The following is a 26,994-nucleotide window of genomic DNA, read 5'->3' on the forward strand; positions in this document are numbered from 1 at the left end:
GCTCTCGGCTTCGTTCGCGTCAGCGCTTCTGATTGTAAACGTCCAGGCAGACTGCGCCGAGCAGCACGAGTCCCTTGATCACCTGCTGATAGTCGATGCCGATGCCGAGGATGGACATGCCATTGTTCATCACGCCCATGATCAGTGCGCCGATCACCGCGCCGCCGACCCGGCCGACGCCGCCATAGGCTGAGGCGCCGCCGATGAAGCAGGCGGCGATCACGTCGAGTTCGAAGCCCAGCCCCGCCTTCGGAGTCGCCGTGTTCAGCCGCGCGGCGAACACCAGGCCAGCCAGCGCTGCCAGCACGCCCATATTGACGAAGGTCAGGAAGGTCAGCCGTTCGGTCTTGATGCCCGACAAGCTGGCAGCCTTGGCGTTGCCGCCGACGGCGTAGATCTGCCGTCCGATCGTGGTGCGCGAGGTGACGAAAGCGTAAATCGCAATCAACGCGATCATGATCACCAGAACATTGGGCAGGCCCCGATGCGACGCGATCAGATAGGTGAAATAGACGATCACGGCGAACAACACAGCATTCTTGAAGGCAAAAAAGCCCGTCGGTTCGGTCTCGACACCATGGCTTTGCAGGCGAGCACGGGTTTTCAGGTTCATCATCACCAGCGCGGCCGCCAGCGCCGTGCCAATCAGCAGCGAGGTCGGATAGAGCGCGCCGGCCCCCGGCACCAGTTCCGGGATGAAGCCGGAGGATAGTTTCTGGAAGGTCGTCGGGAACGGGCCGACCGACTGGCCCTGCAGGACAGCAAGGGCGAGCCCCTTGAACACCAGCATGCCCGCCAGCGTGACTATGAAGGACGGGATCTTGAAGTAGGCCACCCAGTAGCCCTGCGCCGCGCCGATCAACCCGCCGAGCGCGAGACAGATGATGGTCGCCGGGATGAAATGCACGCCGTAACGCACCATCAGTACGGCTGCGACCGCACCGATGAAACCTGCGACCGAACCAACCGACAGATCGATATGGCCAGTGACGATCACCAGCAGCATGCCCAGTGCCATGATCACGATATAGCTGTTCTGCAACACCAGGTTGGTGAGGTTGAGCGGACGCAGCAGCGTGCCTTCGGTGACCACCTGGAAGAACAGCATGATGGCAAGCAGTGACAGCAGCATGCCGTATTCGCGCAGATTGTTCTTGAGGAAGCCGGCATGCTTCGACGGCTCCGGCGCTGCCATGGTCTTGTCGCTCATGGACGATGGCCCCCGTTACGCATGATAGCTCGCATGATTTTCTCCTGCGTTGCTTCGTGGCCTGCGAATTCGCCGACGAAGGCGCCGTCATTCATGACGCAGATGCGGTCGCAGATTCCGAGCAGTTCGGGCATTTCCGACGAGATCACGACGACGCTTTTGCCTGCATCGGCGAGTTCATTGATGATGCAATAGATTTCGTATTTGGCGCCAACATCGATGCCGCGGGTCGGCTCGTCGAGGATCAGCACCTGCGGATCGGTGAACAGCCATTTCGACAGCATCACCTTCTGCTGGTTGCCGCCGGACAGCTTGCCGGCTTCCTGATAGACATCCTTGCAGCGGATCCGTATGCGGTTGCGGTAGTCGCTGGCGATGCGAAATTCCTGCACGTCGTCGATGACATTGTGTTTGGCGACGCCGTCGAGATTAGCCAGCGTCACATTCTTGCGGACGTCGGATTCCAGCAGCAGCCCGAAATGCTTGCGGTCTTCGGTTACATAGGCAAGTCCGGCGTCGATTGCCCTGCCGACAGTAGATACGTTGATTTCACGGCCATGCAGAGTGGCGCGGCCACTGATCTTGCGGCCCCATGATCCGCCAAAAATGCTCATCGCGAATTCGGTACGGCCGGCGCCCATCAACCCGGCGATGCCCACGATCTCGCCGCGCCGGACATGGAAATCGACATTCTTGATGACTTGCCGGTCGGCATGCTCGGGATGGTACACTGACCAGTCCTTCACGGCGAACACAGGTTCGCCGATGTTTGGTTCGCGCTGCGGATAGCGGTGCTCGAGATCGCGATCGACCATCTTGCGGATGATGAGATCTTCCTCAATCGGGCCAATGCGACAGTCCAGCGTATCGACGGTACGGCCATCGCGCAGCACAGTGATCCGGTCTGCGACACGCGCCACTTCGTTCAGTTTGTGCGAGATCAGGATTGCCGATATGCCCTGAGCGCGGAATTCGACCAGCAGGTCGAGCAGCGCGGTGCTGTCGGTCTCGTTGAGGCTGGCGGTCGGCTCGTCGAGAATGAGCAGCCGAACCTTCTTCGACAGTGCCTTGGCAATTTCCACCAGTTGTTGCTTGCCGATCCCGATGTTGGTGACCAACGTGTCTGGCGTCTCCTGCAGTCCTACCTTTGCCAGCAACTCTCGCGACCGCCGATCGACCGCATCCCTGTCGATCACGCCGAAGCGGGACGGGGGATTGGCGATGAAGATGTTTTCGGCGATCGACAGCAGCGGGATCAGCGCCAGTTCCTGATGGATGATGATGATGCCCAGCGCCTCGGAATCCGTGATGTCGCGAAAGCGGCGTTCCTCGCCGCCATAGATAATGGCGCCCTCGTAACTGCCGTTGGGATAGACGCCGCTCAGCACCTTCATCAGGGTCGATTTGCCTGCGCCGTTTTCGCCGACCAGCGCGTGGATCTCGCCCGGCTCAACCGTGAAACTGACGTCGCTCAACGCCTTCACCCCGGCGAAGGATTTGCTGATCCCGCGCATTTCCAGAATGGCGTTCATCACCGGATTCTCCCAGGCATCCGGCGCAGGCCATGCCAATTCTTGCTTGGCCTGCGCCGGTCACGGCCGCATCAGTTGAATTGCGACTTCTTGTAGTAGCCGCTGTCGAGCAGCAGGCTTTCCCAGTTGCTCTTGTCGACGGCCACCGGCTTCAGCAGGAACGACGGCACCACCTTGACGCCGTTGTTGTAGGTCTTGGTATCGTTGACCTGGACCTGTTTGCCGCTCAGCGCAGAGTCCACCATGTCGGCGGTGACTTTGGCGAGATCGCGGGTATCCTTGAAGATGGTGGAGTACTGCTCGCTGCGCAGCATCGATTTGATCGACGGCACTTCCGCGTCCTGCCCTGTGACGATCGGCATTGGCATGTCGCCACTGCCATAGCCGACTCCCTTGAGCGACGACAGGATTCCGATCGACAACCCGTCATAGGGCGACAGCACCGCGGACAGCTTCTTGTTTGTGTAGAAGGCGCTCAGCAGGTTATCCATTCGGGCTTGAGCGGTGGCACCGTCCCAGCGCAAGGTCGACACCTTGTTCATGCCGGTCTGGCCGCTGGCGACGACCAGCTTGCTGCTGTCGATATATGGCTTCAGCACCGACATCGCGCCATCGTAGAAGAAATAGGCGTTGTTGTCGTCGGGCGATCCGCCAAACAGTTCGATGTTGAACGGGCCTTTGGCGTCCTTGAGCTTCAACGCGCTCTCGATCGACTGCGCCTGCAGCACACCGACCTGGAAATTGTCGAAGGTCGCATAGTAATCGACATTCGGGGTGTCCCGGATCAGCCGGTCATAGGCGATGATGGTGATGCCCTTGGCCTTGGCCTGGTTGAGCACGTCAGACAATGTGGTGCCGTCGATCGAGGCGATCACCAATACCTTGGCGCCCTTGGTCACCATGTTCTCGATCTGCGATAGCTGGTTCGGAATATCGTCTTCGGCATATTGCAGATCGGTATTGTAGCCGCGTTCCTTGAGCACTTTCACGATATTGTCGCCGTCGGCGATCCAGCGTGCTGAGGCCTTGGTCGGCATCGCGACACCGACAGTGGGTTTGGTTTGCGCTAGCGCCGGCGCGGCGACGCCGATCGCTGCAAGGGCAATAACAGACAGTGTTGTTTTGATCCAATTCATGTTTCACTCCCACTCTGTTGGACGCTTCCTGAACGTCAGTCCGTGCCTGCCGCGATTGTTTTGCTGCGGCTTCGTCGTGCGCGTGTTTGCATTCCTGCATGATTGTCCGAAGCGTAGCGGATCATCCGCGGCATGTCGCTTGAGATGAATCCGGACATGCCCTTGCATTACATGGTTCCGATCCTGACGCGCGGTTCCGGGCGGCCGCGTGCCGCCACATCAAGCAGAAACGTCCGGCCGTGTTCCGGGTCGGTCGCTCGCGCCGCTGGATCCATTCCTTGGGAGGCGGACGTAACCAGCAGCCGATCGAATGTGGCGCCGACGAACACCGGGCAGCTTGGCTGACGTGCCGGCACATGCACGGTTCGGACCCGGCGGCCATCTGGCGCATAGGCATCGATACAGCCGCCGCCCCAGCGCGCGCACCAGATCAGCCCTTCGGCATCCACCACCGCGCCATCAAGATCACCCTCGCCGCGGTGCAGATGGAGCGCCGACGGCGTGCTGGTCGGCAGCCCGGTGACCGAGTCGAGTGCGACGCGGCAAAGCACGTTCTCGCGGGAGTCGGTGAAATAGCCGGTGGCGCCGTCCGGTGAAAAGCAGATCGCGTTGGGAATGCTGATGCCGGCAAATAGCCGCGATAGCTGTCCCTGATGCAGCGCGTAGATCGCGCCCGCGCCTTGTTCCGCCCGGCATCCCATGGTGCTGGTCCAGAACGTCCCGGATGGATGTGCCCGCGCATCGTTGGACCGGTTGCCAGGTTGATCAGCCTCGACCGCGATGAGAAGGCGCAAAGCCCCGCTGGCGATCTCACGGACGTAGAGTCCATCATCCGCCGCCAGCAGCTGCCGTCGATCGTCGATCATGGCGAGCGCGCTCGCCATCCAGGGCAGCGTATGGATCTGGATTGCTCCGCTGCCGAGATCGGCCTGGAATAGCCGGCGCTCCAGGATATCGAACCACCAGGCGGTATTGCTCGCGGCATCGTAGTTTGCGCCTTCACCAAGGTGACAGCGCGTCGTGCCGAGGATCGTGGTCGGCACCTTCTCGATGCGGGGCTCGGTTGTCGTCTCGCGAGGGGCGCGCATGATGCCGCTCTCAATTCGTCAAAAAGCGATAGAGCGTGTGGTTGCGATAGGTCTCGCCGGGATCAATACGGGCTGACGGGAAATCCGGGCGGTTCGGCGCATTCGGCCAGTTCTGCGGTTCGAGACACAAGGCAGCCGACTGGCGATACAGTCGGCCGTGTTTTCCTGCGACGGTGCCGTCGAGGTAATTGCCGGAGTAGAATTGCAGGCCGGGCTGATTGGTATGCAGCTCCAAGCGACGGCCGGATTGTGGTGACTCGATGTGTGCCGCGAGCCGAATATCGGCTGCCGGCCGCAGGCAGAAATTATGATCGTAGCCGCGGCCACGGCGTAATTGTTCGTCGGCCTCGCGGATACGCGCACCGATCGCCTGTGCGCTACGAAAATCGAATGGCGTATTTGTAACACTCCGTGGAGGCCCGGCCAGCGGAATGGTGTGCTCATCGACGGACAGAAACTCATCAGCAGCGATGTTCAGGCGATGGCCGAGAATATCGCGTCCCGTCGCTATGCCGTCGAGATTGAAGAAGCTGTGATTGGTGAGGCTGACCACGGTCGGCCGGTCGGTGTTCGCCAGGGCATCGATGGTCAGTTCGCCGGGTCCTGAAATGCGATAGGTGACGCGGACATCGAGCGTCCCCGGATAGCCTTCCTCGCCATGCGGGCTTCGACAGGCCAGCGTGACCGAGGGCGCCGGGCCGTCTTCAGTGCCGACGACGGTCCAAAGCTTGCGGCTGAAGCCCTCGACGCCGCCATGCAGCGCATTGACGCCGTCATTGGCGGCGAGCGTGAACCGCGTGCCGGCAAGTTCGAAGCTGGCTTGCGCGATGCGGTTAGCGTAGCGGCCGACAGTCATACCGAAATAGCGCCGCGGCACGGTATAGCCCGCGAGGTCGTCGAAGCCCAGCACGATGTCGTCGATGTTTCCATCACGGTCCGGCACCAGCAAGGCCTGCAGGGTCGCCCCATAAGTGAGGATGCGCGCTTCGAAGCCATCGGCCGTGCGCAGCGTGACGCGCTCGACATCTTGGCCATCGGCCAATCGTCCGAACATCTCGCGCGTGAGGGCTGCAGTCATCATCACTCCTCGAAAGCCCCAACGGTGAGACGCCGGCCCAGCATGAAAGCATCCGCAACGTGCACCAGCGGCGCCAGATCGACATCGCAGACGCCGCGATGGATCAGGTCGACAAAATGTTGGTAGAGCGCCGGATATTCGGCCTGCGTCTCATCGACCAATGCTACGCCGGCATAGCTCAGCCTCGCACCGCCGGCGGACAGCGTCAGCCAGCCGTCATCGGTTTCGACCCGGATCTCCCAGGTCTGCGGACCTGTCTGCAGGAAGTTGAATTCGGCGCGGATCGGCGTACCGCCGTGGTCGGTGAAGTCGAGATCGGCGGCGATCGGTGCAGCACAGTTCGACGGGAACGAGAGTTCGGCCTTCGTCAGGAAAAAAGGCTGCGGCAGAATCCGGGTGAGAATCGACAGCGCATTGATGCCGGGATCGAACACGCCGAGACCGCCGGCCTCGAAAATCCAGCGCTGGCCGGGATGCCAGATCCGGACGTCCTCTTTCCAAGTGATTGCCACCGAGCGGATGTGACGGTTGGCCAGGAAGGCGCGCGCCGGTTCGACGGCTGGGGCGAAGCGCGAATGCCAACTGGAGAACAGTGTCTTGCCGGAGTCCTGCGCCGCAGCCAGCAGCGGCGCAATCTCGCTCACCGTGGCGCCCGGCGGCTTTTCCAGCAGCACATGCTTGCCCGCCGCCAGCGCCGCGGCTGCCTGGGCGCGACGGACCTGTGGCGGCGTGCACAGCGCGATGGCGTCGATATCAGGTGCCCGCGCCAGCAGCTCGTCGAGCGAGGCGAAATGCGCGACGCCGTCCAGCGTGGCATTGCGGCTGGCGACCGCAGCCAGTTCGATGCCGGGCGTTGCGGCAATAGCCGGAACGTGCTGATCACGCGCGATCTTGCCGAGGCCGACAATGGCAATCCGGATCGGCATCATCGGCATGGTCCTTCGCCCTGCATGTTTAGCCAGCAGCGCCATGGCGGCGCAGCCCGTTCAGGATCACCTTGGTCATCAGTTGCGCCGCCTCGTCCGCGTTCCGCTGTTCGATGGCGTCGACGATCTGCTGGTGCGATGCCAGTACGATGTCGCGTTCCGACTCCTCGACCGGTGCGCTGAGCAGAAACGATGCGCGCAGTGCCGCCTCGATCACCCAGCCGATCGAACGCATGAACGGATTGCCCGAGGCATTTGCGATGGTGATGTGCAGGCTGAGGTCGGCATCGGCGAAGCTGGCCGAGTCGGACGGTGCGGCATGCATCAATGCCATGCTGCGGCGAAGTTCCGCGATGTCGGAATCGGAGCGTCGCTCGGCGGCGAGCCGCGCTGCGCTGGGTTCGACCGCCAGCCGGATGTCGGCGAGATCGCGCAAGAAGCGCTTGTTGATGCCGGCGTCGAGGTGCCAGGCCAGTACGTCAATGTCGAACATGTTCCAGGCGGCACGCTCGCGCACCACAGTGCCGACCCGCGCCTTGGTGCTGAGCAGGCCTTTCGCCACCAGCGTCTTGACGCTTTCGCGCAGCACCGGACGCGAGACACCGAATTGCAGGATCAGCTCAGTGTCACCCGGCAGCTTGGCACCTTCGGCATAGCGGCCGGAAATGATGTCGATGCCAATATTGCGCGCGATCTCCGCATGGTTGGAATGCGCCCGCCGCGTTGGGATGCTGACCAGTTGCGCGCTCACGATGCTGTCACTCCTGCCGGGCGTCGGCCGGATCGTTTGGCGAAACCGACCATGGCCTGCTGCAGCACGATGAAGGCGAACAGCAGGATGCCGGTCGCGATCTTGGTCCACCAGCTCGACAGCGTACCATCGAAATTAATGTAGCTCTGGATCAGCCCCTGGATCAGCACGCCGACAAAGGTGCCGAACACATAGCCATAGCCGCCGGTCAGCAGCGTGCCGCCGATCACCACCGCAGCAATGCTGTCGAGTTCGACGCCGACCGCGGACAGTGAATAGCCGGCGGAGGTGTAGAACGAGAACACGATGCCCGAGAGCCCAGCGAGCGCGCTGGACAGCATATAGATGTACACGGTCATCCTGCCGACGCGAATGCCCATCAGCGCCGTCGAGACGCGGCTGCCGCCGAGCGCGTAGACGTTGGCTCCGAACCGGGTGAAATGCAGCAGCACGATGCCAGCGACGAATACCGCCAACATGATCATCGCCACCACCGTGAGCTGGCCGTCACCGGGCAACTTGATCGCATAGTCGGACAGCCCAGTGTAAAGCGGCGCCGTGATAGGGATCGACTCCGTCGACATCAGAAAGCTGGTGCCGCGCGCCAGGAACATCCCGGCCAACGTGACAATGAACGGCGGCAGGTCGAACAACTGGATGATCGCGCCCATCGCAGCCCCGAACAACGCACAGATGACAAGGACGAGTGCGAAGGCGAGCCAGGGCGACAGGCCCATGCGCTCAATCGCAATGGCAAGAAAGACCGTGGTGAAGCCGATGACCGCACCGACCGACAGGTCAATTCCGCCAGAGATGATTACGAACGTCATCCCGGTGGCGACGATGCCGAGAAAGGCGTTGTCGGTGAGAAGATCGGCCACCACCCGGGTCGAGGCGAAATTCGGGAATTGCACCGAACAGACGATGAAGCCGGCAACGAATACGGCTGTCGTGACGAGGACGGGGAACAGCCGGTTCATTTCCATGCCTTCGAAAGCGCCGTGCCGAGACCGGCGAAGCGCGGTGACTGCAGTAGCAGCACGACCAGCACAACCACGGCCTTGACCACCAGGTTGAATTCCGGCCGGAAGCCCGACAGCAGGATGCCGGTGTTCATCGCCTGGATGATCAGCGCACCGAGTACGGCATAGACCAGGCTGAAGCGGCCGCCGAACAGCGAGGTTCCGCCGATCACGACGGCCAGAATGGCGTCGAGTTCGAGCCATAGCCCGGCATTATTGGCATCGGCGCCGAGGATGTCGGCGGCGGCGATGATGCCGGCAAGCGAGGCGCACAGGCTACACCAGACATAGACCGCCATGGTCATGGCACGGGTGCCGACGCCGGCCAACGCGCTGGCGCGGGCATTGCCGCCGGTCGCCTCGATCATCAGGCCGAGCGCGGTGCCGCGCACCAGTGCGAGGGTCAGCAGCAACATGCCAAGCGTGATCGCGATCGGTGCGGGAATGCCGAGCACCGAGCCGCCGCCGAACCAGACCAGATCCGGTGAGGTGAAGGTCACGATCCGGCCCTCGGTGATCAACTGCGCGATGCCACGGCCGGCGACCATCAGGATTAGGGTCGCGACGATTGGCTGGATGCCGAGCACGGCGACGAGAAACCCGTTCCACAAGCCGCACAGCAGTCCGGTGCCAAGTGCTGCGGCCAGAACCACGGGCAGTGGCTGGCTGTCGGCGAGGCTGGCCGCGATCGCGCCGGAGATTGCAATCACGGCTCCGACCGACAGGTCGATGCCGCGGGTCGCGATCACCAGCACCATACCGAGCGACAACAGCGCCACCGGCGCGCCGCGATTGAAGACGTCGATCAGGCTGCCGAACAGCCTGCCATCCTGCAGTCTGATATCAAAGAACTGCGGCGACACCGTCCAGTTAATCGCCAAGATCGCGAAAAATGCGATGATTTGTGGCAGACCGGATCGCGGCAGACGAAGCGCCATGTGGGATACACCCTTCATGCTGCGCGCGGTTCGTCGGCGGCAATGGCCGCGAGAATCGACGACACGTTGATCGCATCGTGGGCAAGCGCTTCGACATGGACGCGCTCGCGCAGCACGATCACCCGATCGGCATAGGTAACGATTTCCTCCAGTTCGGACGAGATGACGAGCAGGGCCAGTCCCTCGCTGCACAGCCGGCGGATCAGCCGGATTATTTCGGCATGGGCGCCGACATCGATGCCGCGGGTCGGCTCGTCAAGGATTAGCAGCCGAGGTTCAATCGCCAGCCATCGGGCGAGCAGCGCCTTCTGCTGGTTGCCGCCGGACAGCAGTCCGATCGGGCGCTCTGGATCAGCCGGCCGGATGTCGAGCAGCTTGATGAAGTGCCAGGCGATCGCGTCCTGCTCGCGGCGCGACAGCGGCTTCAGCAGACCGCGGCGGGCCTGCAGCGCCAATATGATGTTCTCGCGCACGGTCAGCTCGGCGACGATGCCCTCGGTCTTGCGCTCCTCTGGACAATAGCCGAAGCCAAAGCTGACGGCATCCTGCGGCGAATGCAGACGCACGGCACGTCCGTCGATGCTCACCGAACCCGCGTCGGCACGCTCGACGCCGAACACCAGACGCGCTGTCTCGGTACGTCCGGAGCCGAGCAGACCGGCTAGGCCGACCACTTCTCCACTCCGAAGCTCGAGATCGAATGGTGCGAGATAACCTGCCTTGCCGAACTGCTTGAAGCGGGCATAGGGCGCTCCTCCCGAGCCGACGCCGTCGCGGGTGGGTTCGGCGGTGGCGTCGCTCAGTTCGCGGCCGAGCATCATGTGCACGAGGTCCATGCGCAGCAGCGCGGTGGTCTCGCGCTCGCCGACGAGCCGGCCGTTGCGTAGCACGGTAATGCGATCGCAGATCTCATAGACCTGATCAAGGAAATGGGTGACGAACACAACGCCGATGCCGCGGGCAGCGAGTTTTCGCATCACGTCGAAAAGGATCTCTACCTCATGCCGATCGAGGCTGGCGGTCGGTTCGTCGAGGATCAGAACCCGCGCCGACATGTCGACCGCGCGGGCGATCGCGGTGATCTGCTGGACCGCGACGGAATAGTCGCCGAGCGGCGCGCCGACATCGATCGACAGGCCGAATTCCTTCAGCAGCAGTGCGGCGCGGCGGCGCATCTCGCCGTCGCGCACCAGTCCGAAACGAGTCGGCTGGCGGCCAAGAAACAGGTTCTGCGCCACCGACAGATTGGGCAGCAGATTGACCTCCTGATAGACGGTGGCAATGCCGGCGCGCTGCGCGTCGTCTGCCGAGCGCGGCGCGATCTCCACCCCATCGAGTCGTACGCTTCCGGCGTCCCGCGACACCACGCCGGTCACCAGCTTGATCAGCGTCGATTTTCCGGCGCCGTTTTCGCCGAGCAGGGCGTGGATCTCGCCGCCGCGCAGCGTGAAATCGACGCAGTCGAGCACGCAGACACCGGCATAGCTCTTGGTGAGTCCGCGGACTTCGAGCAGAGAGGAGGGAGGCACGGCATCAGCAATCGGCATGAATCTGGCACTCTCGCAGGCTTGGCCTCACGCCAGGCCTGCGACCCATCGACGTGGGACGAAATGGCGGCCGGGGCGCTGTCGCCGCCGGCACCGTGTTTCAGCGGTCGGCCTCAGTAGCCGAGGCCTTTCTTGCTGTCGTAAATCTTCTGCGGGTTGTCGGCCGCGGTGTAGAGCTTCGACTCGGTCTGGATCCATTTAGGCGGCGTGGTGCCCTTGTCCTTGAACGCTATGATCGCGTCGAAGGCGGGTCCCGCCATGTCCGGGGTTAATTCAACCGTGGCATTGGCTTCACCGGCAGCCATCGCCTTGAAGATATCCGGCACCGCATCGATCGAGACGGTGAGGATATCCTTGCCCGGCTTCAACCCGGCTTCCTTCATTGCCTGGATTGCACCGACCATCATGTCGTCGTTATGCGCATAGACTGCGCATATGGTCTTGCCACCACCCTCAGCCTTGATGAAGCTCTCCATCACTTCCTTGCCCTTGGCGCGGGTGAAGTCGCCGGTCTGGCTGCGGACCACCTTGAGGTTGGCATGTTTGGCGACGGCGGTATCGAAACCCTTCTTGCGGTTGGCGGCGACGCTGGCGCCGACGGTGCCCTGCAGCTCGACGATGTTGCAGGCCTTGTTGCCGACGGTTTTGGCCAGCCAGTCGCCGGCGACCTTGCCCTCATGCACGCTGTCCGAGGTGACGGCGGTGAGATACAGCTCCTTGCCCGACGGATCGATGTCGCGATCGAGCAGCACCACCGGGATCTTGGCGTCCTTGGCTTCCTTCAACACCGAATCCCAGCCGGTCGATACCACCGGTGCCAGGAAGATTGCATCGACCTTCTGCGCGATGAATGAGCGGATCGCCTTGATCTGGTTTTCCTGCTTCTGCTGGGCGTCGGCGATCTTGAAATTGACGTTCCGTTTCTTGGCTTCGGACTTCGAAACGGTGGTCTCAGCGGCCCGCCACCCGGACTCCGAGCCGATCTGCGAGAAGCCGATGGTCAGTTGGGCAGCTGAGGCGTGGAAAGCAAAGCCTGCCATGGCAGTAGCGGCAAGCAAGGTCGTGATCGACTTGCGCATGAGCGGTCTCTCCCGTTGTTATCGCCGTAGCGCTTCTGCGAGCCCTTGGCGGTATCGAAACATGGCATGCCGCGTCACGGACGACTAGTCATATTATTTGACTAATTTAACGGTCGACAAAACCTCATGCAGGTCGCGGCTATCGCTTGAAATTCATCTGCGTAGTCTCTGTTAAGCCAGCAGTATCAATAGTTTGACGAAGGTACTCTGCATTCGGGACGCGAGGATTATTCCCCGTCAGATCGCGATGTGATCGGAATGTCGGTGTCGGTGGTTGCGCTCCCCGCAACTAAACTTGGTAAGTGTGTCGGTATCTCCGGAATGCGGGCTCGCGCGTATCAGTTCGGCGGCTGCCTGAAAATCCGCTCATCGGGCAAGGGCACGGTGGTCTTCGTGCCCATTCCGTTGTCCTCGGCAACCGCAGTCCTTCCCGCTGCTTAATGATGCGGTCGGCGTTTGGGGGGCGGCCTCATTTTTAGGGTTTGCACGAATACGGGGAACACCTGGATCTCGTTAATCTCCCGTACCTCGCGGCCTTAATCGGAGGTCGGCTTGCTCAACGGCCTGCCAGCGGTTCGCATTCTGATCGCCGACGACCACGACGTCGTCCGATCCGGTCTGCGTTCGATCCTGGAGCTCTGCGCCGGATGGGAAGTGGTCGGCGAGGCGGGCGATAGAAGGACGGCGCTCGCGATGCCATTAGCGCCTCGCCAGCAACACAACGACAGCTATGGCGAGCAGCAACGACAGGCCCTTCCACACCATGTTCGGATTGCGCTCCAGCAGCGGCATAGTCGGCGGATTGAGAAACTCCGCCTTCGGGTTGCGCAGGTCGTAAACATATTCGGAGAGTTCGTCGTAGCGCTTCGCCGGGTCGGGGTGCACGGCCTTGCGCAACACGCCGTCGATCCATTCCGGGATATCGCTGGCATCGTTGAGCAGAGATCGATAGCGCAGCTTGCGGTGCTGTGCGGGCGTCGTCGCCTTCGCGACCTCCGCTCCGTAAGGCAGCTTTCCGGACAGCATCTGATAGGTCAGGATTCCAAGCGCATAGAGGTCGGAACTCGACGTGGCGCGCTTGCCGAGAAACAGCTCGGGTGCGGTGTATTGCGGCGTGCCGAGAATGTCGCTGTGTTTGCCGGGTGAATCAGCTTCTACAACGCCGTTGACACGGGTAGAGCCGAAATCGATGATCTTCACCGTACCCGTCTTGTCGATCATGATGTTGTCTGGCCGGATGTCCTGATGGATCATCTCCATCCGATGAAACGCCTGCAAGCCGCGCGCGACCTGTTCGGTGATGCCACGCACGGTTTCCAGATCCGGTTTCGGATTGTCGAGCATCCACTGCTTCAGCGTCTGACCTTCGATGAATTCGGCGACGATGTAGAGGTAGTTGCGCTTGCGCGACTGCCGGCATGGCTTCAGCACATGCGCGCTGTCGATGCGCCGCGCCACCCATTCCTCGATCATGAACCGCTTGAGATAGACGGGGTCGTCGCGCAGATCGATCGACGGAATCTTGATGGCAACCTGTTCGTCGCTTTCGACGTCGACCGCGAGATAGATATGGCTACGGCTGCTGCCGTGCAGTTCGCGTATGATCCTGTAGCCGTCGAACGCCATGCGGGCTTCAAGCAGCGGCGGTAGCGGCAATTGCGACATCAGAATGTCGCTGGCCTCGCCATCCGGCACCGCATCGATTCGCACGATCTGCACGGTGAGGTTGTCCGGGCTGTTCTGCGCATAGGCCTCATCGACGATCAACTTTGCGGCGGCGTCGAGATCGTCGGAGTGATCGGCGATCGCTGAAGTGATGAAGCGCGCCCCGACGAAATCATAGACGCCATCGGTGGCGAGGATGAAGACGTCGCCATTGTCGATTTGCAGCGCCTGATAGTCGATCTCGATTTGCGGGTTCACGCCAAGCGCGCGGGCGAGGTAACTCTGCTCGGATGAGGTTATGACGCGATGGTCGGTGGTGAGTTGCTCGAGTGCGCGGTCCGATACGCGATAGATGCGGGAATCGCCGATATGAAAGATGTGCGCTGCGCGTGCGCGTATCACCATTGCACTCAGGGTGCAGACATAGCCGCGATCCTTGTCGTAATGGTAGCGGCCACGCTGGGTCTGGGATTGTAGCCACGAATTGGTCGCCGCGATGACGCGTTGCGCTGATGTCTTCACCGACCAGGATTCGGATGTGCAGTAATAGTCGGTGAGAAACGATTTGACCGCAGATTCGCTGGCTTCGCCGCTGACCGCGCTGCTGCTGATGCCGTCGGCGATGACGACGGCAATGCCCTTGATACTCAGTAGCGGTTCGATCGGAATCAGGGCGCCGTGGAAATCCTGATTGGTGTCCTTGCGGCCCTTGTCCGAATATTGGCCGACCGAGATTGTCAGTTCACGCGGCATGGGTCACGCACCAAGAGGACGCCCCAGCTGGAGAAGCCGAGGCGTCGTGTTGCGAGGATTGCGGATCAGCTTAGCGGGCGAGACTAGCAGTGCGTTTCGGGCCTGTCTTGATGTGTGTGGCATACAGCGTCAGGCCGGTAAAGGTCAGGCCGCCGATGAGGTTGCCAAGCACGGTCGGAATCTCGTTCCAGATGATGTAATCCATGATCGTGAACTTGCCGCCGAGCATCAGGCCGGCGGGGAACAGGAACATGTTGACGATCGAATGCTCGAACGTCATCGCGAAGAACACCATGACCGGCATCCACATCGCGATGACCTTGCCGCTGACGGTCGTTGAGATCATCGCGCCGACCACGCCGGTTGAGACCATCCAGTTGCAGAGCATGCCGCGGATGAACAGCGTCAGCATGCCGGCTGCGCCATACTGCGCATAGCCAAGCGTGCGGCCTTCGCCGATATGGCCGATCACCTGACCCACTTTGTCCGGCGGTGTCGAGAAGCCGAAGGTAAACACGATTGACATCATGATGGCGACGATGATCGCGCCCATGAAATTGCCGATGAAGACGAGCCCCCAATTGCGCAGCACGCCGCCGACGGTGACGCCAGGGCGCTTGTCAAGCAACGCCAGAGGCGTCAGCACGAAGACGCCGGTGAGCAGGTCGAAGCCGAGCAGATAGAGCATGCAGAAGCCGACCGGGAAGAGGATTGCGCCGATAATCGGATAGCCTGTTTGCACCGTGACGGTGACGGCGAACACCGCGGCGAGTGCCAGGATAGCGCCGGCCATGAAGGCACGGATGATGGTGTCGCGTGTGGACATGAAGATCTTGGATTCGCCGGCATCCACCATCTTGGTCACGAATTCTGAAGGGACGAGATAGGCCATTGTCTGAAAACTTCCTTTGGGAATGAGATGATGTGACGCGCCGCGCGTTTATGGGGCGGCGGCGATGCTCATATTGAGATAGATGCGGCCGTTCTCGAGCTTGACCGGGAAGCTGCGCGCGCAGCCTTTGTCAGCGCCCGAGGCTTCGCCATCATCGAGGTTGATGATCCAGTTGTGCAGCGGGCAGGCGACCTTGCGACCGTGCACGATGCCTTCGCTAAGCGGACCACCCTTGTGCGGGCAGCGATTTTCCAGCGCGAACACCTCGTCGCTGGCGGTGCGGAATACCGCGATCTCGCGCCGTGGAGTCTTCACCGTGCGCGCGCCGCGTTGCGGAATCGCGCGCAGTGGGCCGACGTCGAACCAGAAGTCGTTGGATGGGACCATTGTCATGTTCATTCTGCCGGGACGGCTATAATCGAATTGAGTGTTGTGAGCGGCGTAAATTCATGCTGTTCGCGGCCGGCGGCGCGTTCGGCCCAGGGATCCTTGCGGACCGCGCGCTGTGATTTCTCGAAGCGCGCCAGCAGCGCGCGACGGTTGTCGGCATCATCCATGATCGCCGCGCGTACCTTGTCGAGGCCGGCATTTTCGACCCACTTCCAGACGCGTTCGAGATAGCCCGCTTCCTCGCGGTACATCTGCATGAAGGCGGCGATGTATTCGATCGCCTCGTCCTCCGTATCGACATGGCCAAGCAGATCGGTCTGGCGGACATGCAGGCCTGCCGCACCGGCGATGTGGATGTCGTAGCCGGATTCGACGCAGATCACGCCGATGTCCTTCACCGTGGATTCCGCGCAGTTGCGCGGGCAGCCGGAAACGCCAAGCTTCACCTTCGCAGGCGCCCATGAGCCGCACATAAAGCGCTCGAGCTTGACGCCGAGGCCGGTCGAATCCTGCGTGCCGAAGCGGCACCATTCGGAGCCGACGCAGGTCTTCACCGTGCGCAGGCCCTTGGCGTAGGCCGCGCCGGAGACGAGGCCGGCACTGTTGAGCTGCGCCCACACCGCGGGCAGGTCTTCCTTGCGCACGCCCAGCAGATCGATGCGTTGGCCGCCGGTGACTTTCACCGTCGGAATCTTGAAGCGATCGGCGACGTCGGCGATGGCGCGCAATTCGTCAGGGGTGGTCAGGCCGCCCCACATGCGCGGCACAACGGAGAAGGTGCCGTCCTTCTGGATGTTGGCGTGGACGCGCTCGTTGATGTAGCGCGACTGTGCATCGTCGGCATATTCGCCGGGCCATGCGCAGAGCAGGTAATAGTTCAGCGCCGGGCGGCAGGATGGACAGCCGCACGAGGTTTTCCATGCCAGTTCCTGCATTACGGCGGGTACGGACTTCAACTCCTTCGAGAGAATGAAGCCGCGGACTTCGCTATGGGTGAGGTCTGTGCATTTGCACATCGGCTTGCGGCCGGCGGCGGAGTAGTTGTCGCCGAGTGTGGCTGCGAGCAGCGATTCCACCTTCGCCGTGCACTGGCCGCAGGAGGCCGATGCCTTGGTGCGGGCGCGCACGTCGTCGAGGGTAGTGAGGCCGTTGGCGGTGATCGCCTGCGTGATCGCGCCCTTGCAGACGCCGTTGCAGCCGCAGATTTCGGCATCGTCGGACAGCGCTGCGACAGCAGCGACCGGATCGAGTGCAACGCCACCCTGATAGGCCTGGCCGAGGATCAGCGCGTTGCGCATGGCGCCGATATCGACGTTCTTTTTGAGGAGGTCGAAATACCACGAGCCGTCGGCCGTATCGCCATAGAGTACCGCGCCGATGATGCGGTCGTCGCGCAAGACGACACGCTTGTAGATGCCGCGGGCAGGATCGCGAAGCACGATCTCATCCTTGACGTCGCCTTCGGCGAAATCGCCGGCCGAGAACAGATCTACGCCGGTGACTTTCAGCTTGGTCGAGGTGGTCGAACCGACATAGCCGTCCACGGTCTCGCCGGCGAGCGTCGCCGCGAGTGTCTTCGCCATGTCATACAGGGGCGCGACAAGGCCGTAGCACTGGCCGCGATGCTCGACGCACTCGCCGACCGCATAGATGTTGTCGTCGCTGGTCCGTAGGTGATCGTCCACGACGATGCCGCGCTTGATGGCGAGGTCGGCGAGCTTGGCGAGCACGGTGTTAGGGCGAATGCCGACCGCCATCACGACGAGATCGGCCGGCAGGGTCCGACCATCGTCGAGCCGGACTGAATCGACGCATGTGTCACCGAGGATGGCTGCTGTGTTGGCTCCGGTCAGCACCTCGATGCCGCGCGCCTCGATCGCCTTTTGCAACAGATAAGCGGCGTTGGGATCGAGTTGGCGCTCCATCAGTGTTGGCATCAGATGGACGATGGTCGTTGTCATGCCGCGCATGGCGAGGCCGGCTGCGGCCTCGAGGCCGAGCAAGCCGCCGCCGATGACGACAGCGTGGCCGCCTTTGCCGGCTGCATCGAGCATCAAGTTAACGTCGTCGAGATCGCGATAGGTGACGACGCCGGGCAATTCCGCGCCGGGTACCGGAATGAGGATCGGCTTGGAGCCGGTTGCGATAATCAGCGTGTCATAAGCTTCGACCGCGCCGGACTGCGTGGTGACGGTTTTCGCAATGCGATCGATCGCGACGACGAGTTCGCCGCGCCTGAGATCAACCTTGTTGGTCGCGTACCACTCATCGGTGTGGATCAGAATGTCGTCGTATGCCTTCTCGCCGGAGAGCACCGGCGACAGCATGATGCGGTCATAATTAACGCGCGGCTCCGCGCCAAACACCACAACGTCGTAGCGGTTTGGAGCGCGCGCGAAGAGTTCGTCCATGACGCGGCCGGCGGCCATGCCGTTGCCGAGGATGACGAGCTTCTGCTTCTTTGCGTTCGGTTGATCGAGCATGTGCAAACCTGTTTGGACCGCTGACGATCGGAAACAGGGACTCGCTCACCAAACCCGGTAGGGATGGAGTCACGATGACCGCTCCGCACCTGACAATCAGGAAGCGAGCTGTGTCCCTGCGCTTGAAACCAACAGCGGTTTCAGCATCCGGCGGACGGCGGTCATCATTGACGCAAATATTATTAGCAAGCGGCGTGCCAATATGTCTGACGTCTAACATTCTGATTTTTCGACTATTTCTAAATGAGCTCCGCTGTCGCAGATCAATCATGCCGTTAAAACGAGCGGCATTACTGATTTCATAGGCAGATGATTAAATCTTGTGCGGCGCGCTTCAGGTTCGAGATGGCTCCCGATCTGTGCAGACCACAGGTTCGACGGCCGACGCGCGCTTGGCGAATATCTCGTCAATTTATTGGTGGATTGTTGCGGTGGTGAGCTAGCCGTTCTCATTGCTCAGCCGGCGACGGCGACGCAGCACGTAAAGCGTACCGAGGGCAGGGCGCCCGGCTTCGAGGCGCAGCTCGGAATTTTCCTTGTGCACGACCTCGAAGTCCCTCCCGGCGCAGGCCTCGAAATATGTCTCGCTATGGGCGAACCGGCCAGACGAGAGCAACGTGAAGTCGCCGTGATCCGCGCGCTCGATGCTCGCTGCGAAGAGGCCGCCTGCAGGGAGCGTGCGTGCAATCAGGCCGATGAGTTCGTCGAGCCGGCCGAGATAGATCAGAAGATCGGCAGCGAAGACGAGATCGAAGCTGCGCGGGCTGTCCGCGAGATAGCTCATGACATCGGCTTTGACGAGGTCGTCGTAGGCGTTCCGCCGGGCTGCGACGGCGATCATTTTTTCCGACAGGTCGATGCCGGTCAGCCGTGCGCCGAATCGGCCGAGCGGCTCTGCAGCCAGTCCCGTTCCGCAGCCGAGATCGAGGATGGTCGCAAGTGTCGGTCGGCAGGATGCAACCATGTCGGCGAGTTGCTGCGGCACCTTGTAGCCGAGAACGTCCACAAGCTTGCCATCGAATCCTTCGGCGAATTCATCGAAGTGCGCCTCGACATAGGCTGCCGGTGCGCGGTCATGCGTCTGTCCACCGACGGCATCCAGCAAGTAGCGCTGCACAGGATCGTCCGGCTGGCCTTCCAGTCGCAGACGTCCGACCGTGGCAGCGGCTTCGTGCATGCCATAGGCGCTGAACAGCGCGAATGCGGTGCGCAAGACCTCGTCCAGTGGTTCGATCTCTTGTCCCGCAAGCGTCGGGTAGCGGGCGATGGCGCCGTGAACATCGCCGTCCAGCATCGAGGCAAAGGTACGCGCGCGGGCGTAGAGACGCAGTGTCACGCCTTCCAGCGGCACAAAGCCGTTTGCGATTGCCAAGGCATCGGCGCTCTTGCCGAAGCGGCCGGCCATATAGAAGGCCTGTCCGAGGCAAAGATGCGTGACCGCATCGATGCCGCCCCAGGATAGTGCGTGTTGCAGATGCATAATCGCCTGCTCGGGACGGCGGGAGCTGAGATACAGCACGCCCAGGCCGAGATGAGCGTCGCCAAGCGAAGCATCGCGGGACAGAGCGCGCAGATAGGCCGCTTCGGCATCATCGATACGCTGCAGCCGGTAGGCGAGGCTTGCATATTGCAGCCATGTCGTCGCGTGGTCCGGATCGATGGCGAGCGCCTGTCGCGCACATGCCATAGCCAGTTCGTCGCGCCCGCTCAACTGGTAGTCCGACGCAAGCGCGCGCCACGCAGCAACATCCGTCGGCGTCAGTGCTAGTGCAGCACGAAGCGCATCGATAGCCGTATCGTTCTGACCATGATTGCGGCTGATCGATGCAAACTGCCGCAGCGCCGCGCTTGTATCGTCAGCCTGTTCGATGAGCAGTGCAAAAGCGGCGTGCTCGCGCGTCCAGCGATCGATCTGATCGGCGACGTGTCGGGCGTCCGGAAGTGCGAGCGTCGTGGAATCCGTCGAGTCAGTCAGGAAATTCGAATCCGAAGTTATGCGCTACGTTGCTTCTGCTCAATGCGCGCCGCGAAGGCAAGGTATCGATCGTTCCGTAGAGGTTGTGTCGTGATCATGCGGTTGTGCGCGAGTACTCGTCTAAGGTCGGATGATCTGATCTGTTGCCGCAGTTTCCAATCCGTATAAGCTGGCTGAAAAGAAACCGATCACTGGGTGGAAATGGAGAAGGCGCGGTGAAATCACCCGTCGTAAAGCGATCGATCGTCGTCGCCGGTCACAAGACGAGCGTCAGCCTCGAAGAGGCATTCTGGACGGCGCTGAAAGAGATCGCCGGCATGCGCCGGATCACGATGTCGCAGCTCGTCGGCGAGATCGACAAGAACCGACAGCAAAACAACCTGTCCTCAGCGATCAGGCTTTACGCACTGGCCCATTACCGGGCTCTCGTCCCGCAGCCCGAGCCGGCCTAAGCGTCCGGCAGGCCTGCAGCGGATCGTCTGGCGGCAAGGCGCATCTGCGCCTACATTCGGGTCCAGCCACTTCCACATCAGTCAGGGCCTCTGCATGACCGTTCACCAGCGCAATTTGTCCACCCCTATCGATCCCGTGAAGCTCGACCGTCTGGCCGAAGTCGCCGTGAAAGTCGGGCTGCAACTGGCGCCGGGGCAGGATCTGTTGCTGACCGGCCCCGCCGCGGCGCTGCCGCTGGTGCGCAAGATCGCTGAACATGCCTACAAGGCCGGCGCAGGCCTGGTGACGCCGTTCTTCTCCGATGAAGAGATGACGCTGGCGCGCTATCGCTACGGCCACGATGTGTCGTTCGATCGCGCCGCCGGCTGGCTCTATGAGGGCATGGCCAAGGCGCTCGGCAACAACACCGCGCGCCTCGCCATCGTCGGCGACAATCCGATGCTGTTGTCCAACGAAGATCCGGCCAAGGTCTCGCGCGCCAGCAAGGCGAACTCCATCGCCTATCAGCCAGCGCTGCAGAAGATCGCCGGCTTCGACATCAACTGGAATATCATCGCTTATCCGACGCTCTCATGGGCCAAGCAGGTGTTTCCCGGCGACGAGGACGACGTTGCCGTGCAAAAGCTTGCGGATGCGATCTTCGCGGCGTCGCGCGTCGACAATGCCGATCCCATCGCCGCCTGGGCCAAGCACAATGCCGCGCTGCGCAGCCGCACCGAATGGCTGAACGGCCAGCGTTTTCGTGCGCTGCATTTCACCGGGCCAGGTACCGATCTCGTGGTGGGCCTCGCCGATGGCCATGAATGGGAAGGCGGCGCATCGACGGCCAAGAACGGCATCGTCTGCAACGCCAATATCCCGACCGAGGAAGTCTTCACCACGCCGCATGCCGCGCGTGTCAACGGCCATGTCCGATCAACCAAGCCGCTATCCTATCAAGGCACGCTGATCGACGACATTGCGGTACGCTTCGAGGACGGCAAGATCGTCGAGGCCAAGGCCTCGCGCGGCGAGGAAGTGCTGAACAAGGTGCTCGACACAGACGAGGGCTCGCGCCGTCTCGGCGAAGTGGCGCTGGTGCCGCATTCGTCGCCGATCTCGGCGAGTGGACTGTTGTTCTACAACACGCTGTTCGACGAGAACGCCGCCTGCCATATCGCGCTCGGCCAGTGCTATTCGAAGTGCTTCGTCAATGGCGGCGATCTCACGCCCGAGCAGATCGCGGCGCAAGGCGGCAACAAGAGCTTCATCCATATCGACTGGATGATCGGCTCCGGCGAGATCGACATCGACGGCGTCCACACCGACGGCCGTCGTGTGCCGGTGTTCCGCAAGGGCGAGTGGGCGTAACGCTGCAGCAATGATCTGAACGGGCGCGGAAACTGAGTCTTCAAATCTATGGCCCAGCCTCACCGCGTCGGCTTTCTCCTGATCGACGGCTTCGCGCTGATGTCCTTCGCGTCGGCGATCGAACCGTTGCGCGCCGCCAATGTGCTGGCCGGCAAGAAACTGTATCAGTGGCTGCAGATCTCGACCGGCGCCGACGCGATCCTGGCGTCGAACGGATTGTCGGTGGCGTCCGATCATACCATTGCCGACAGCGTGCGCTACGATACGGTGCTGGTTTGCGCCGGTGGCAATCCCGCTGGTTTCGATGATGCCAAGACGCTGGCGTGGCTGCGTCGCCTCGCGCGCTCTGGCTGCGCCATCGGCGGCGTGTCCGGTGGACCCTTCATTCTCGCCAGAGCGGGTATTCTCGATGGCGTCCGCTGCACGATCCATTGGGAACATCTCGATGCGTTCATCGAGGCCTTTCCCGAGATCGAGCCGACGCGTACTTTGTTCGAAATCGACGGCAAAAGGCTGACCTGCGCAGGCGGCGTTGCCGCACTCGACATGATGCATGCGATCATCCGCCGCGACCACGGCCAGGCGCTGGCGGCGAAAGTTAGCGACTGGTTTCTGCAGACAGCGGTGCGGCTCGGCGATGACAGCCAGCGCATTTCATTGCGTGAGCGCCTAGGCACCAGTAATCGCGCCGTGCTCTCGGCGATCACGGTGATGGAGCGTCGGCTCGCGAGCCCTGCGCCTCGCGATGAATTGGCGAAGGCGGCCGGCGTGTCCGTGCGACAGCTTGAGCGGCTGTTCACTGCGCATCTGGGCGTGACCATCGAACAGCATTATCTGACGCTGCGTCTTGGCAAGGCGCGGGCGCTGTTGCAGCAGACCAGCATGCCGGTGGTGGAGATATCAGCCGAGTGTGGTTTCGCCAGCGCCAGCCATTTCGCGCGTCTCTATCGCGGCGCCTTCGAGGTGTCGCCGTCGCAAGACCGGATGCCGGGCAAGAGTAAGGCGAAGTAAGACCTAGCTCCGCCGCGGATAAATAATCACAGACAGATACGTCATAGGCGCCTTCACCAGTTCTTCCGGGCCGTGCCGCGCGGCTGCGTCGAAGAACAGCGTGTCGCCGGGCTCCATCAGATAGGTCTGATCGGCGTGGCGATAACGCACCTTGCCTGTCAGCATGTAGATCATCTCGACGCCGGCGTGACGAAAGTTACTATAGGCCTCGGCGTCCTCGTTCAGTGTGATCAGATAGGGCTCGACGCCGAGCTCGCCATGGATCGACTGACCGAGCAATTGATAGTGATGGCCGGACTTGGTGCCGCGTCGTTCGATCTTGACGCCTGTGCCGGCCTTCACGAAAGAGCAATCGCGCTCTTCCTCGGTCTCGCGAAAGAATCTGGAGATCGGCACGTTCAGCGCTTTCGATAGTGCATTCAGCGTCCCCAGCGACGCCGAAATGCTGCCGGTCTCGATCTTTGACAGCATGCCGGTCGAGATACCCGCCGATGTGCTGAGCTCGGCCACTGTCAGCTCCAGCTCCTTGCGGAGCTGCCGCACTTCGTTGCCGATCTTGGATTCGAGCGAGCCACCGACTTCCAGCGGCGCATTCGAACCGGTGCGCAACTCCTCCGGCTTTGATCGCGCGGGCGATGATTTCGTTGTCTTCGGTTTCGCTTTCACGGGGGCATTTCCTGCATGGGTCGATTTCTCGACAATAGCGATATTTCCTGTCAGGAAAACAATTTTCTCTGTGGTTGACATGGCGGTTTTGTTTCGGGCAAGGTCCACGCGCATTCAACGAGTGAGACGCGGGTCATGTGCGGCATTGCGGGTCTGTTTCTGAAAGATCAAAGACTGGCACCCGAGCTCGGCAGGCTGCTGTCCGGCATGCTGGAAGCGTTGAGCGATCGCGGTCCCGACTCCGCGGGCTTTGCGGTCTATGGCGATGGCGATAACGGCCAGATCAAGCTGACGCTCCGCGCTGCGCCCTCCTACGATTTCGCGGCATTGATGGCGTCGCTCGGCAAGGTCGCCGGTGCGCCGATTGCGTATCAGGTGCATGACACTCACGCCGTCGTCAGCATCCCCACCGATCGCGAGGCTGCTATCGCATCTGCGCTCCTCGGCATGAAAGACGTCGACATGGTTGCGCGCGGCAAGCGCATGGCCGTGTTCAAGGAAGTCGGTCTGCCCGCCGATGTGGCGAAGCGTTTCGGCCTGAACGCGATGACCGGCAGCCATGCCGTCGGTCATACGCGCATGGCAACTGAGTCCGCCGTGACAACTAATGGCGCGCATCCCTTCACCACCGGTACCGACCAGTGCCTCGTCCATAACGGCTCGCTGTCAAACCACAACGACGTCCGCCGCGAGCTGATCCGCCAGGGCGTGACCTTCCGCACCGAAAACGATTCCGAAGTCGCCGCAGGCTATATCAGTTCGCAGATGGCGGCAGGCGCATCGCTACAGGATGCGATGACCTCGTCACTCGCCGCGCTGGATGGCTTCTATACATTCGTTATCGGCACGGAGACCGGCTTCGGCGTGCTGCGCGATCCCATTGCTTGCAAGCCCGCCGTGATGGCCGAGACCGATCGCTGGGTCGCCTTCGGCACCGAGTATCGTGCGCTGGTCGATCTGCCGGGCATCGACGTCGCCAAGGTCTGGGAGCCCGAACCCGCCAAAGTCTATTTGTGGGAGCGTCACTGATGCCCACGGTCGATCTCGCTTCGTCGCCGCTGCGTGAGCTCAACAGCGCGCTGCATCAGCTGACACCCAGCACCAACGAGACGCACTGGACCGTCACGAATCCGCGCGGCCAACACAATATCGCGGTAGGCCTCGATTTTCCAGTCGAGATCGAGATTGATGGACACGTCGGCTATTACTGCGCTGGCATGAACAAGCAGGCGCGCGTCACCGTGCGCGGCAATGCCGGACAGGGTGTGGCCGAGAATATGATGTCTGGCCGCGTCCATGTCACCGGCGATGCGTCGCAGGCAGCGGGTGCCAGCGGCAATGGTGGCCTATTGGTGATCGACGGCAATGCCTCGGCACGCTGCGGCATTTCCATGAAGGGTATCGATATCGTCGTGAAGGGCTCGGTCGGCCATCTCTCCGCCTTCATGGCGCAGGCCGGAAAGCTCGTGGTGCTCGGCGATGCCGGCGAAGCGCTCGGCGATTCCATTTATGAAGCGCAGCTCTTCGTGCGCGGCACTGTCACGAGCCTCGGCGCCGATTGCGTCGAGAAGCCGCTCAAGGACGAACACAAGGTTGAGCTGAAGAAGCTGCTGGATGACGCGGGCGTCGAAGGCGTCAGTCCCGACGAGTTCAAGCGCTATGGCTCGGCGCGCAAGCTCTATCACTTCCACATCGATAACGTCGGATCATACTGATGAGCGCGCAAGACCGCTGGATCCACACGCCGCCGCGCAAGTCCGCGACCTTCGATGATGCAGCCATTGCGGAAATTCGCCGTGCGGCCGCGACCGGCATCTATGACATCCGCGGCGCCGGGGCCAAGCGCAAACTGCCGCATTTCGATGATCTGCTGTTTCTCGGCGCCTCGATCAGCCGGTATCCGCTGGAGGGCTACCGTGAGAAATGCGCCACCGATGTCGTGATCGGCGCGCGCTTTGCGAAGAAGCCGATCCATCTGAAGATTCCGATCACCATCGCCGGCATGAGCTTCGGCGCGCTGTCGGGTCCGGCGAAGGAAGCGCTCGGTCGTGGTGCATCGGCCGTCGGCACATCGACCACGACAGGCGATGGCGGCATGACGCCGGAAGAACGCGGCCATTCCGATCTGCTGGTCTATCAAGTACTACCTTCGCGTTACGGCATGAACCCCGACGACCTGCGCAAGGCTGATGCCATTGAGGTCGTGGTCGGGCAGGGCGCCAAGCCCGGCGGCGGCGGCATGCTGCTGGGCCAGAAGATTACCGAGCGTGTCGCCGGTATGCGCCGTTTGCCTGTCGGCATCGATCAGCGCTCGGCCTGCCGGCACCCGGACTGGACCGGGCCTGACGATCTCGAAATCAAGATACAGGAACTGCGTGAGATCACCGACTGGAACACGCCCATTTATGTGAAGGTCGGCGCGTCGCGCCCCTATTACGACATTGCGCTTGCGGTGAAGTCCGGCGCCGATGCCATCGTGCTTGACGGCATGCAGGGCGGCACCGCGGCGACGCAGGATGTGTTCATCGAGAATGTTGGGCTGCCCACCATGTGCGCGATCCCGCCGGCGGTGAAGGCGCTGCAGGATCTCGGCATGCATCGCAAGGTGCAGCTCATCGTCTCCGGCGGCATTCGCAACGGCGCTGACGTCGCCAAATGTCTCGCGCTCGGCGCGGATGCGGTAGCAATAGGCACGGCTGCATTGATCGCGCTCGGCGATAACGATCCGGCGCTGGAAGCCGAGTACCAGAAGCTCGGCACCACGGCTGGCGCCTATGACGACTGGCACGAAGGTCGCGATCCCGCCGGCATCACGACGCAGGATCCTTTGTTGGCCGCGCGCCTCGATCCCGTGATCGCCGGGCGCAAGCTTGCGAACTATCTGTCGGTGATGACGCTTGAGGCGCAGACCATCGCGCGCGCCTGCGGCAAGAGCCATGTCCACAATCTTGAACCGGAAGATCTGGTGGCGCTGACAATGGAGTCGGCGGCGATGGCGAGAGTCCCTCTCGCCGGAACGAACTGGATTCCTGGCAGCAATATCTAACGA

23 protein-coding genes are annotated in these 26,994 nt (G+C 61.9%); 6 read left to right on the top strand and 17 right to left on the bottom strand.

Features of this window, described 5'->3' with window-relative positions; all coding sequences use genetic code 11:
• Positions 1 to 19: 19 nt before the first annotated feature.
• The 16 genes from mmsB to AB8A33_RS01995 form a co-directional block, all read right to left on the bottom strand.
• Positions 20 to 1,210 carry a multiple monosaccharide ABC transporter permease gene (gene mmsB, locus AB8A33_RS01920; RefSeq protein ID WP_439091201.1) on the bottom strand — a complete coding sequence of 397 codons (1,191 nt, stop codon included), beginning with the start codon at positions 1,208 to 1,210 and terminating at the stop codon, positions 20 to 22.
• Positions 1,207 to 2,742 (bottom strand): multiple monosaccharide ABC transporter ATP-binding protein, encoded by a 1,536-nt coding sequence (gene mmsA / locus AB8A33_RS01925; RefSeq protein WP_439091202.1) that lies wholly within the window; start codon positions 2,740 to 2,742, stop codon positions 1,207 to 1,209. Before mmsA ends, mmsB begins: the two co-directional genes overlap by 4 nt.
• A 71-nt stretch (positions 2,743 to 2,813) precedes the next feature.
• On the bottom strand, positions 2,814 to 3,878 hold the full coding sequence (gene chvE / locus AB8A33_RS01930) for a multiple monosaccharide ABC transporter substrate-binding protein (protein ID WP_439091203.1): 1,065 nt from the start codon (positions 3,876 to 3,878) through the stop codon (positions 2,814 to 2,816).
• Positions 3,879 to 4,045: 167 nt separating this feature from the next.
• Positions 4,046 to 4,966: an SMP-30/gluconolactonase/LRE family protein gene (locus tag AB8A33_RS01935; protein ID WP_439091204.1), complete on the bottom strand. Its 921-nt coding sequence runs from the start codon at positions 4,964 to 4,966 to the stop codon at positions 4,046 to 4,048.
• 10 nt (positions 4,967 to 4,976) lie between these two features.
• Positions 4,977 to 6,047, bottom strand: coding sequence for an aldose epimerase family protein (locus AB8A33_RS01940; RefSeq protein WP_439091205.1), 1,071 nt, complete (start codon positions 6,045 to 6,047; stop codon positions 4,977 to 4,979).
• Entirely contained in the window at positions 6,047 to 6,973 is a 927-nt protein-coding gene (locus tag AB8A33_RS01945; protein ID WP_439095831.1) for a Gfo/Idh/MocA family protein, read from the bottom strand. The genes AB8A33_RS01940 and AB8A33_RS01945 overlap by 1 nt, the downstream gene beginning before the upstream one ends.
• A 25-nt stretch (positions 6,974 to 6,998) precedes the next feature.
• Complete coding sequence (locus AB8A33_RS01950; protein ID WP_439091206.1) at positions 6,999 to 7,721, bottom strand: FadR/GntR family transcriptional regulator; 723 nt, start codon at positions 7,719 to 7,721, stop codon at positions 6,999 to 7,001.
• Positions 7,718 to 8,701, bottom strand: coding sequence for a galactofuranose ABC transporter, permease protein YjfF (gene yjfF / locus AB8A33_RS01955; RefSeq protein ID WP_439091207.1), 984 nt, complete (start codon positions 8,699 to 8,701; stop codon positions 7,718 to 7,720). The genes AB8A33_RS01950 and yjfF overlap by 4 nt, the downstream gene beginning before the upstream one ends.
• On the bottom strand, positions 8,698 to 9,681 hold the full coding sequence (locus AB8A33_RS01960; RefSeq protein ID WP_439091208.1) for an ABC transporter permease: 984 nt from the start codon (positions 9,679 to 9,681) through the stop codon (positions 8,698 to 8,700). The genes yjfF and AB8A33_RS01960 overlap by 4 nt, the downstream gene beginning before the upstream one ends.
• Positions 9,682 to 9,695: 14 nt before the next feature.
• Positions 9,696 to 11,228 carry a sugar ABC transporter ATP-binding protein gene (locus AB8A33_RS01965; protein ID WP_439091209.1) on the bottom strand — a complete coding sequence of 511 codons (1,533 nt, stop codon included), beginning with the start codon at positions 11,226 to 11,228 and terminating at the stop codon, positions 9,696 to 9,698.
• A gap of 113 nt (positions 11,229 to 11,341) precedes the next feature.
• Positions 11,342 to 12,307, bottom strand: a complete 966-nt coding sequence (ytfQ, locus tag AB8A33_RS01970; protein WP_439091210.1) for a galactofuranose ABC transporter, galactofuranose-binding protein YtfQ — start codon at positions 12,305 to 12,307, stop codon at positions 11,342 to 11,344.
• A gap of 699 nt (positions 12,308 to 13,006) precedes the next feature.
• Positions 13,007 to 14,725 carry a protein kinase domain-containing protein gene (locus tag AB8A33_RS01975; RefSeq protein WP_439091211.1) on the bottom strand — a complete coding sequence of 573 codons (1,719 nt, stop codon included), beginning with the start codon at positions 14,723 to 14,725 and terminating at the stop codon, positions 13,007 to 13,009.
• 70 nt (positions 14,726 to 14,795) lie between these two features.
• Entirely contained in the window at positions 14,796 to 15,617 is an 822-nt protein-coding gene (locus AB8A33_RS01980; RefSeq protein WP_439091212.1) for a formate/nitrite transporter family protein, read from the bottom strand.
• A 48-nt stretch (positions 15,618 to 15,665) separates the two neighbouring features.
• Entirely contained in the window at positions 15,666 to 16,010 is a 345-nt protein-coding gene (gene nirD, locus AB8A33_RS01985) for a nitrite reductase small subunit NirD (RefSeq protein ID WP_439091213.1), read from the bottom strand.
• Between the two features lie 2 nt (positions 16,011 to 16,012).
• Complete coding sequence (gene nirB / locus AB8A33_RS01990; RefSeq protein ID WP_439091214.1) at positions 16,013 to 18,490, bottom strand: nitrite reductase large subunit NirB; 2,478 nt, start codon at positions 18,488 to 18,490, stop codon at positions 16,013 to 16,015.
• A gap of 439 nt (positions 18,491 to 18,929) precedes the next feature.
• Entirely contained in the window at positions 18,930 to 20,486 is a 1,557-nt protein-coding gene (locus tag AB8A33_RS01995) for a methyltransferase domain-containing protein (protein WP_439095832.1), read from the bottom strand.
• Positions 20,487 to 20,680: 194 nt separating this feature from the next.
• Here AB8A33_RS01995 and AB8A33_RS02000 point away from each other — a divergent pair, with 194 nt between their 5' ends.
• The 3 genes from AB8A33_RS02000 (at position 20,681) to AB8A33_RS02010 (ending at position 23,279) form a co-directional block, all read left to right on the top strand.
• A complete protein-coding gene (locus tag AB8A33_RS02000; protein WP_439091215.1) occupies positions 20,681 to 20,917 on the top strand; it encodes a ribbon-helix-helix domain-containing protein in 237 nt (78 codons plus the stop codon).
• A gap of 94 nt (positions 20,918 to 21,011) precedes the next feature.
• Positions 21,012 to 22,268 carry an aminopeptidase gene (locus tag AB8A33_RS02005; RefSeq protein ID WP_439091216.1) on the top strand — a complete coding sequence of 419 codons (1,257 nt, stop codon included), beginning with the start codon at positions 21,012 to 21,014 and terminating at the stop codon, positions 22,266 to 22,268.
• A gap of 48 nt (positions 22,269 to 22,316) precedes the next feature.
• Positions 22,317 to 23,279 carry a GlxA family transcriptional regulator gene (locus AB8A33_RS02010; RefSeq protein WP_439091217.1) on the top strand — a complete coding sequence of 321 codons (963 nt, stop codon included), beginning with the start codon at positions 22,317 to 22,319 and terminating at the stop codon, positions 23,277 to 23,279.
• A gap of 3 nt (positions 23,280 to 23,282) precedes the next feature.
• On the opposite strand, the gene AB8A33_RS02015 is transcribed toward AB8A33_RS02010, so the two are convergent.
• Complete coding sequence (locus AB8A33_RS02015) at positions 23,283 to 23,945, bottom strand: helix-turn-helix domain-containing protein (RefSeq protein WP_439091218.1); 663 nt, start codon at positions 23,943 to 23,945, stop codon at positions 23,283 to 23,285.
• A gap of 135 nt (positions 23,946 to 24,080) precedes the next feature.
• Between AB8A33_RS02015 and AB8A33_RS02020 the strand changes: the two genes are divergently transcribed.
• Genes AB8A33_RS02020 through AB8A33_RS02030 form a run of 3 tightly spaced genes read left to right on the top strand, consistent with a single transcriptional unit; the run spans position 24,081 to position 26,991 of the window.
• Entirely contained in the window at positions 24,081 to 24,974 is an 894-nt protein-coding gene (locus tag AB8A33_RS02020) for a class II glutamine amidotransferase (protein ID WP_439091219.1), read from the top strand.
• Complete coding sequence (locus AB8A33_RS02025; protein ID WP_439091220.1) at positions 24,974 to 25,660, top strand: protein glxC; 687 nt, start codon at positions 24,974 to 24,976, stop codon at positions 25,658 to 25,660. The genes AB8A33_RS02020 and AB8A33_RS02025 overlap by 1 nt, the downstream gene beginning before the upstream one ends.
• A complete protein-coding gene (locus tag AB8A33_RS02030) occupies positions 25,660 to 26,991 on the top strand; it encodes an FMN-binding glutamate synthase family protein (protein WP_439091221.1) in 1,332 nt (443 codons plus the stop codon). The genes AB8A33_RS02025 and AB8A33_RS02030 overlap by 1 nt, the downstream gene beginning before the upstream one ends.
• The last annotated feature ends 3 nt before the right edge of the window (positions 26,992 to 26,994 follow it).

It is taken from the genome of Tardiphaga sp. 813_E8_N1_3 (genome assembly GCF_051811025.1).
Classification (GTDB): domain Bacteria; phylum Pseudomonadota; class Alphaproteobacteria; order Rhizobiales; family Xanthobacteraceae; genus Tardiphaga.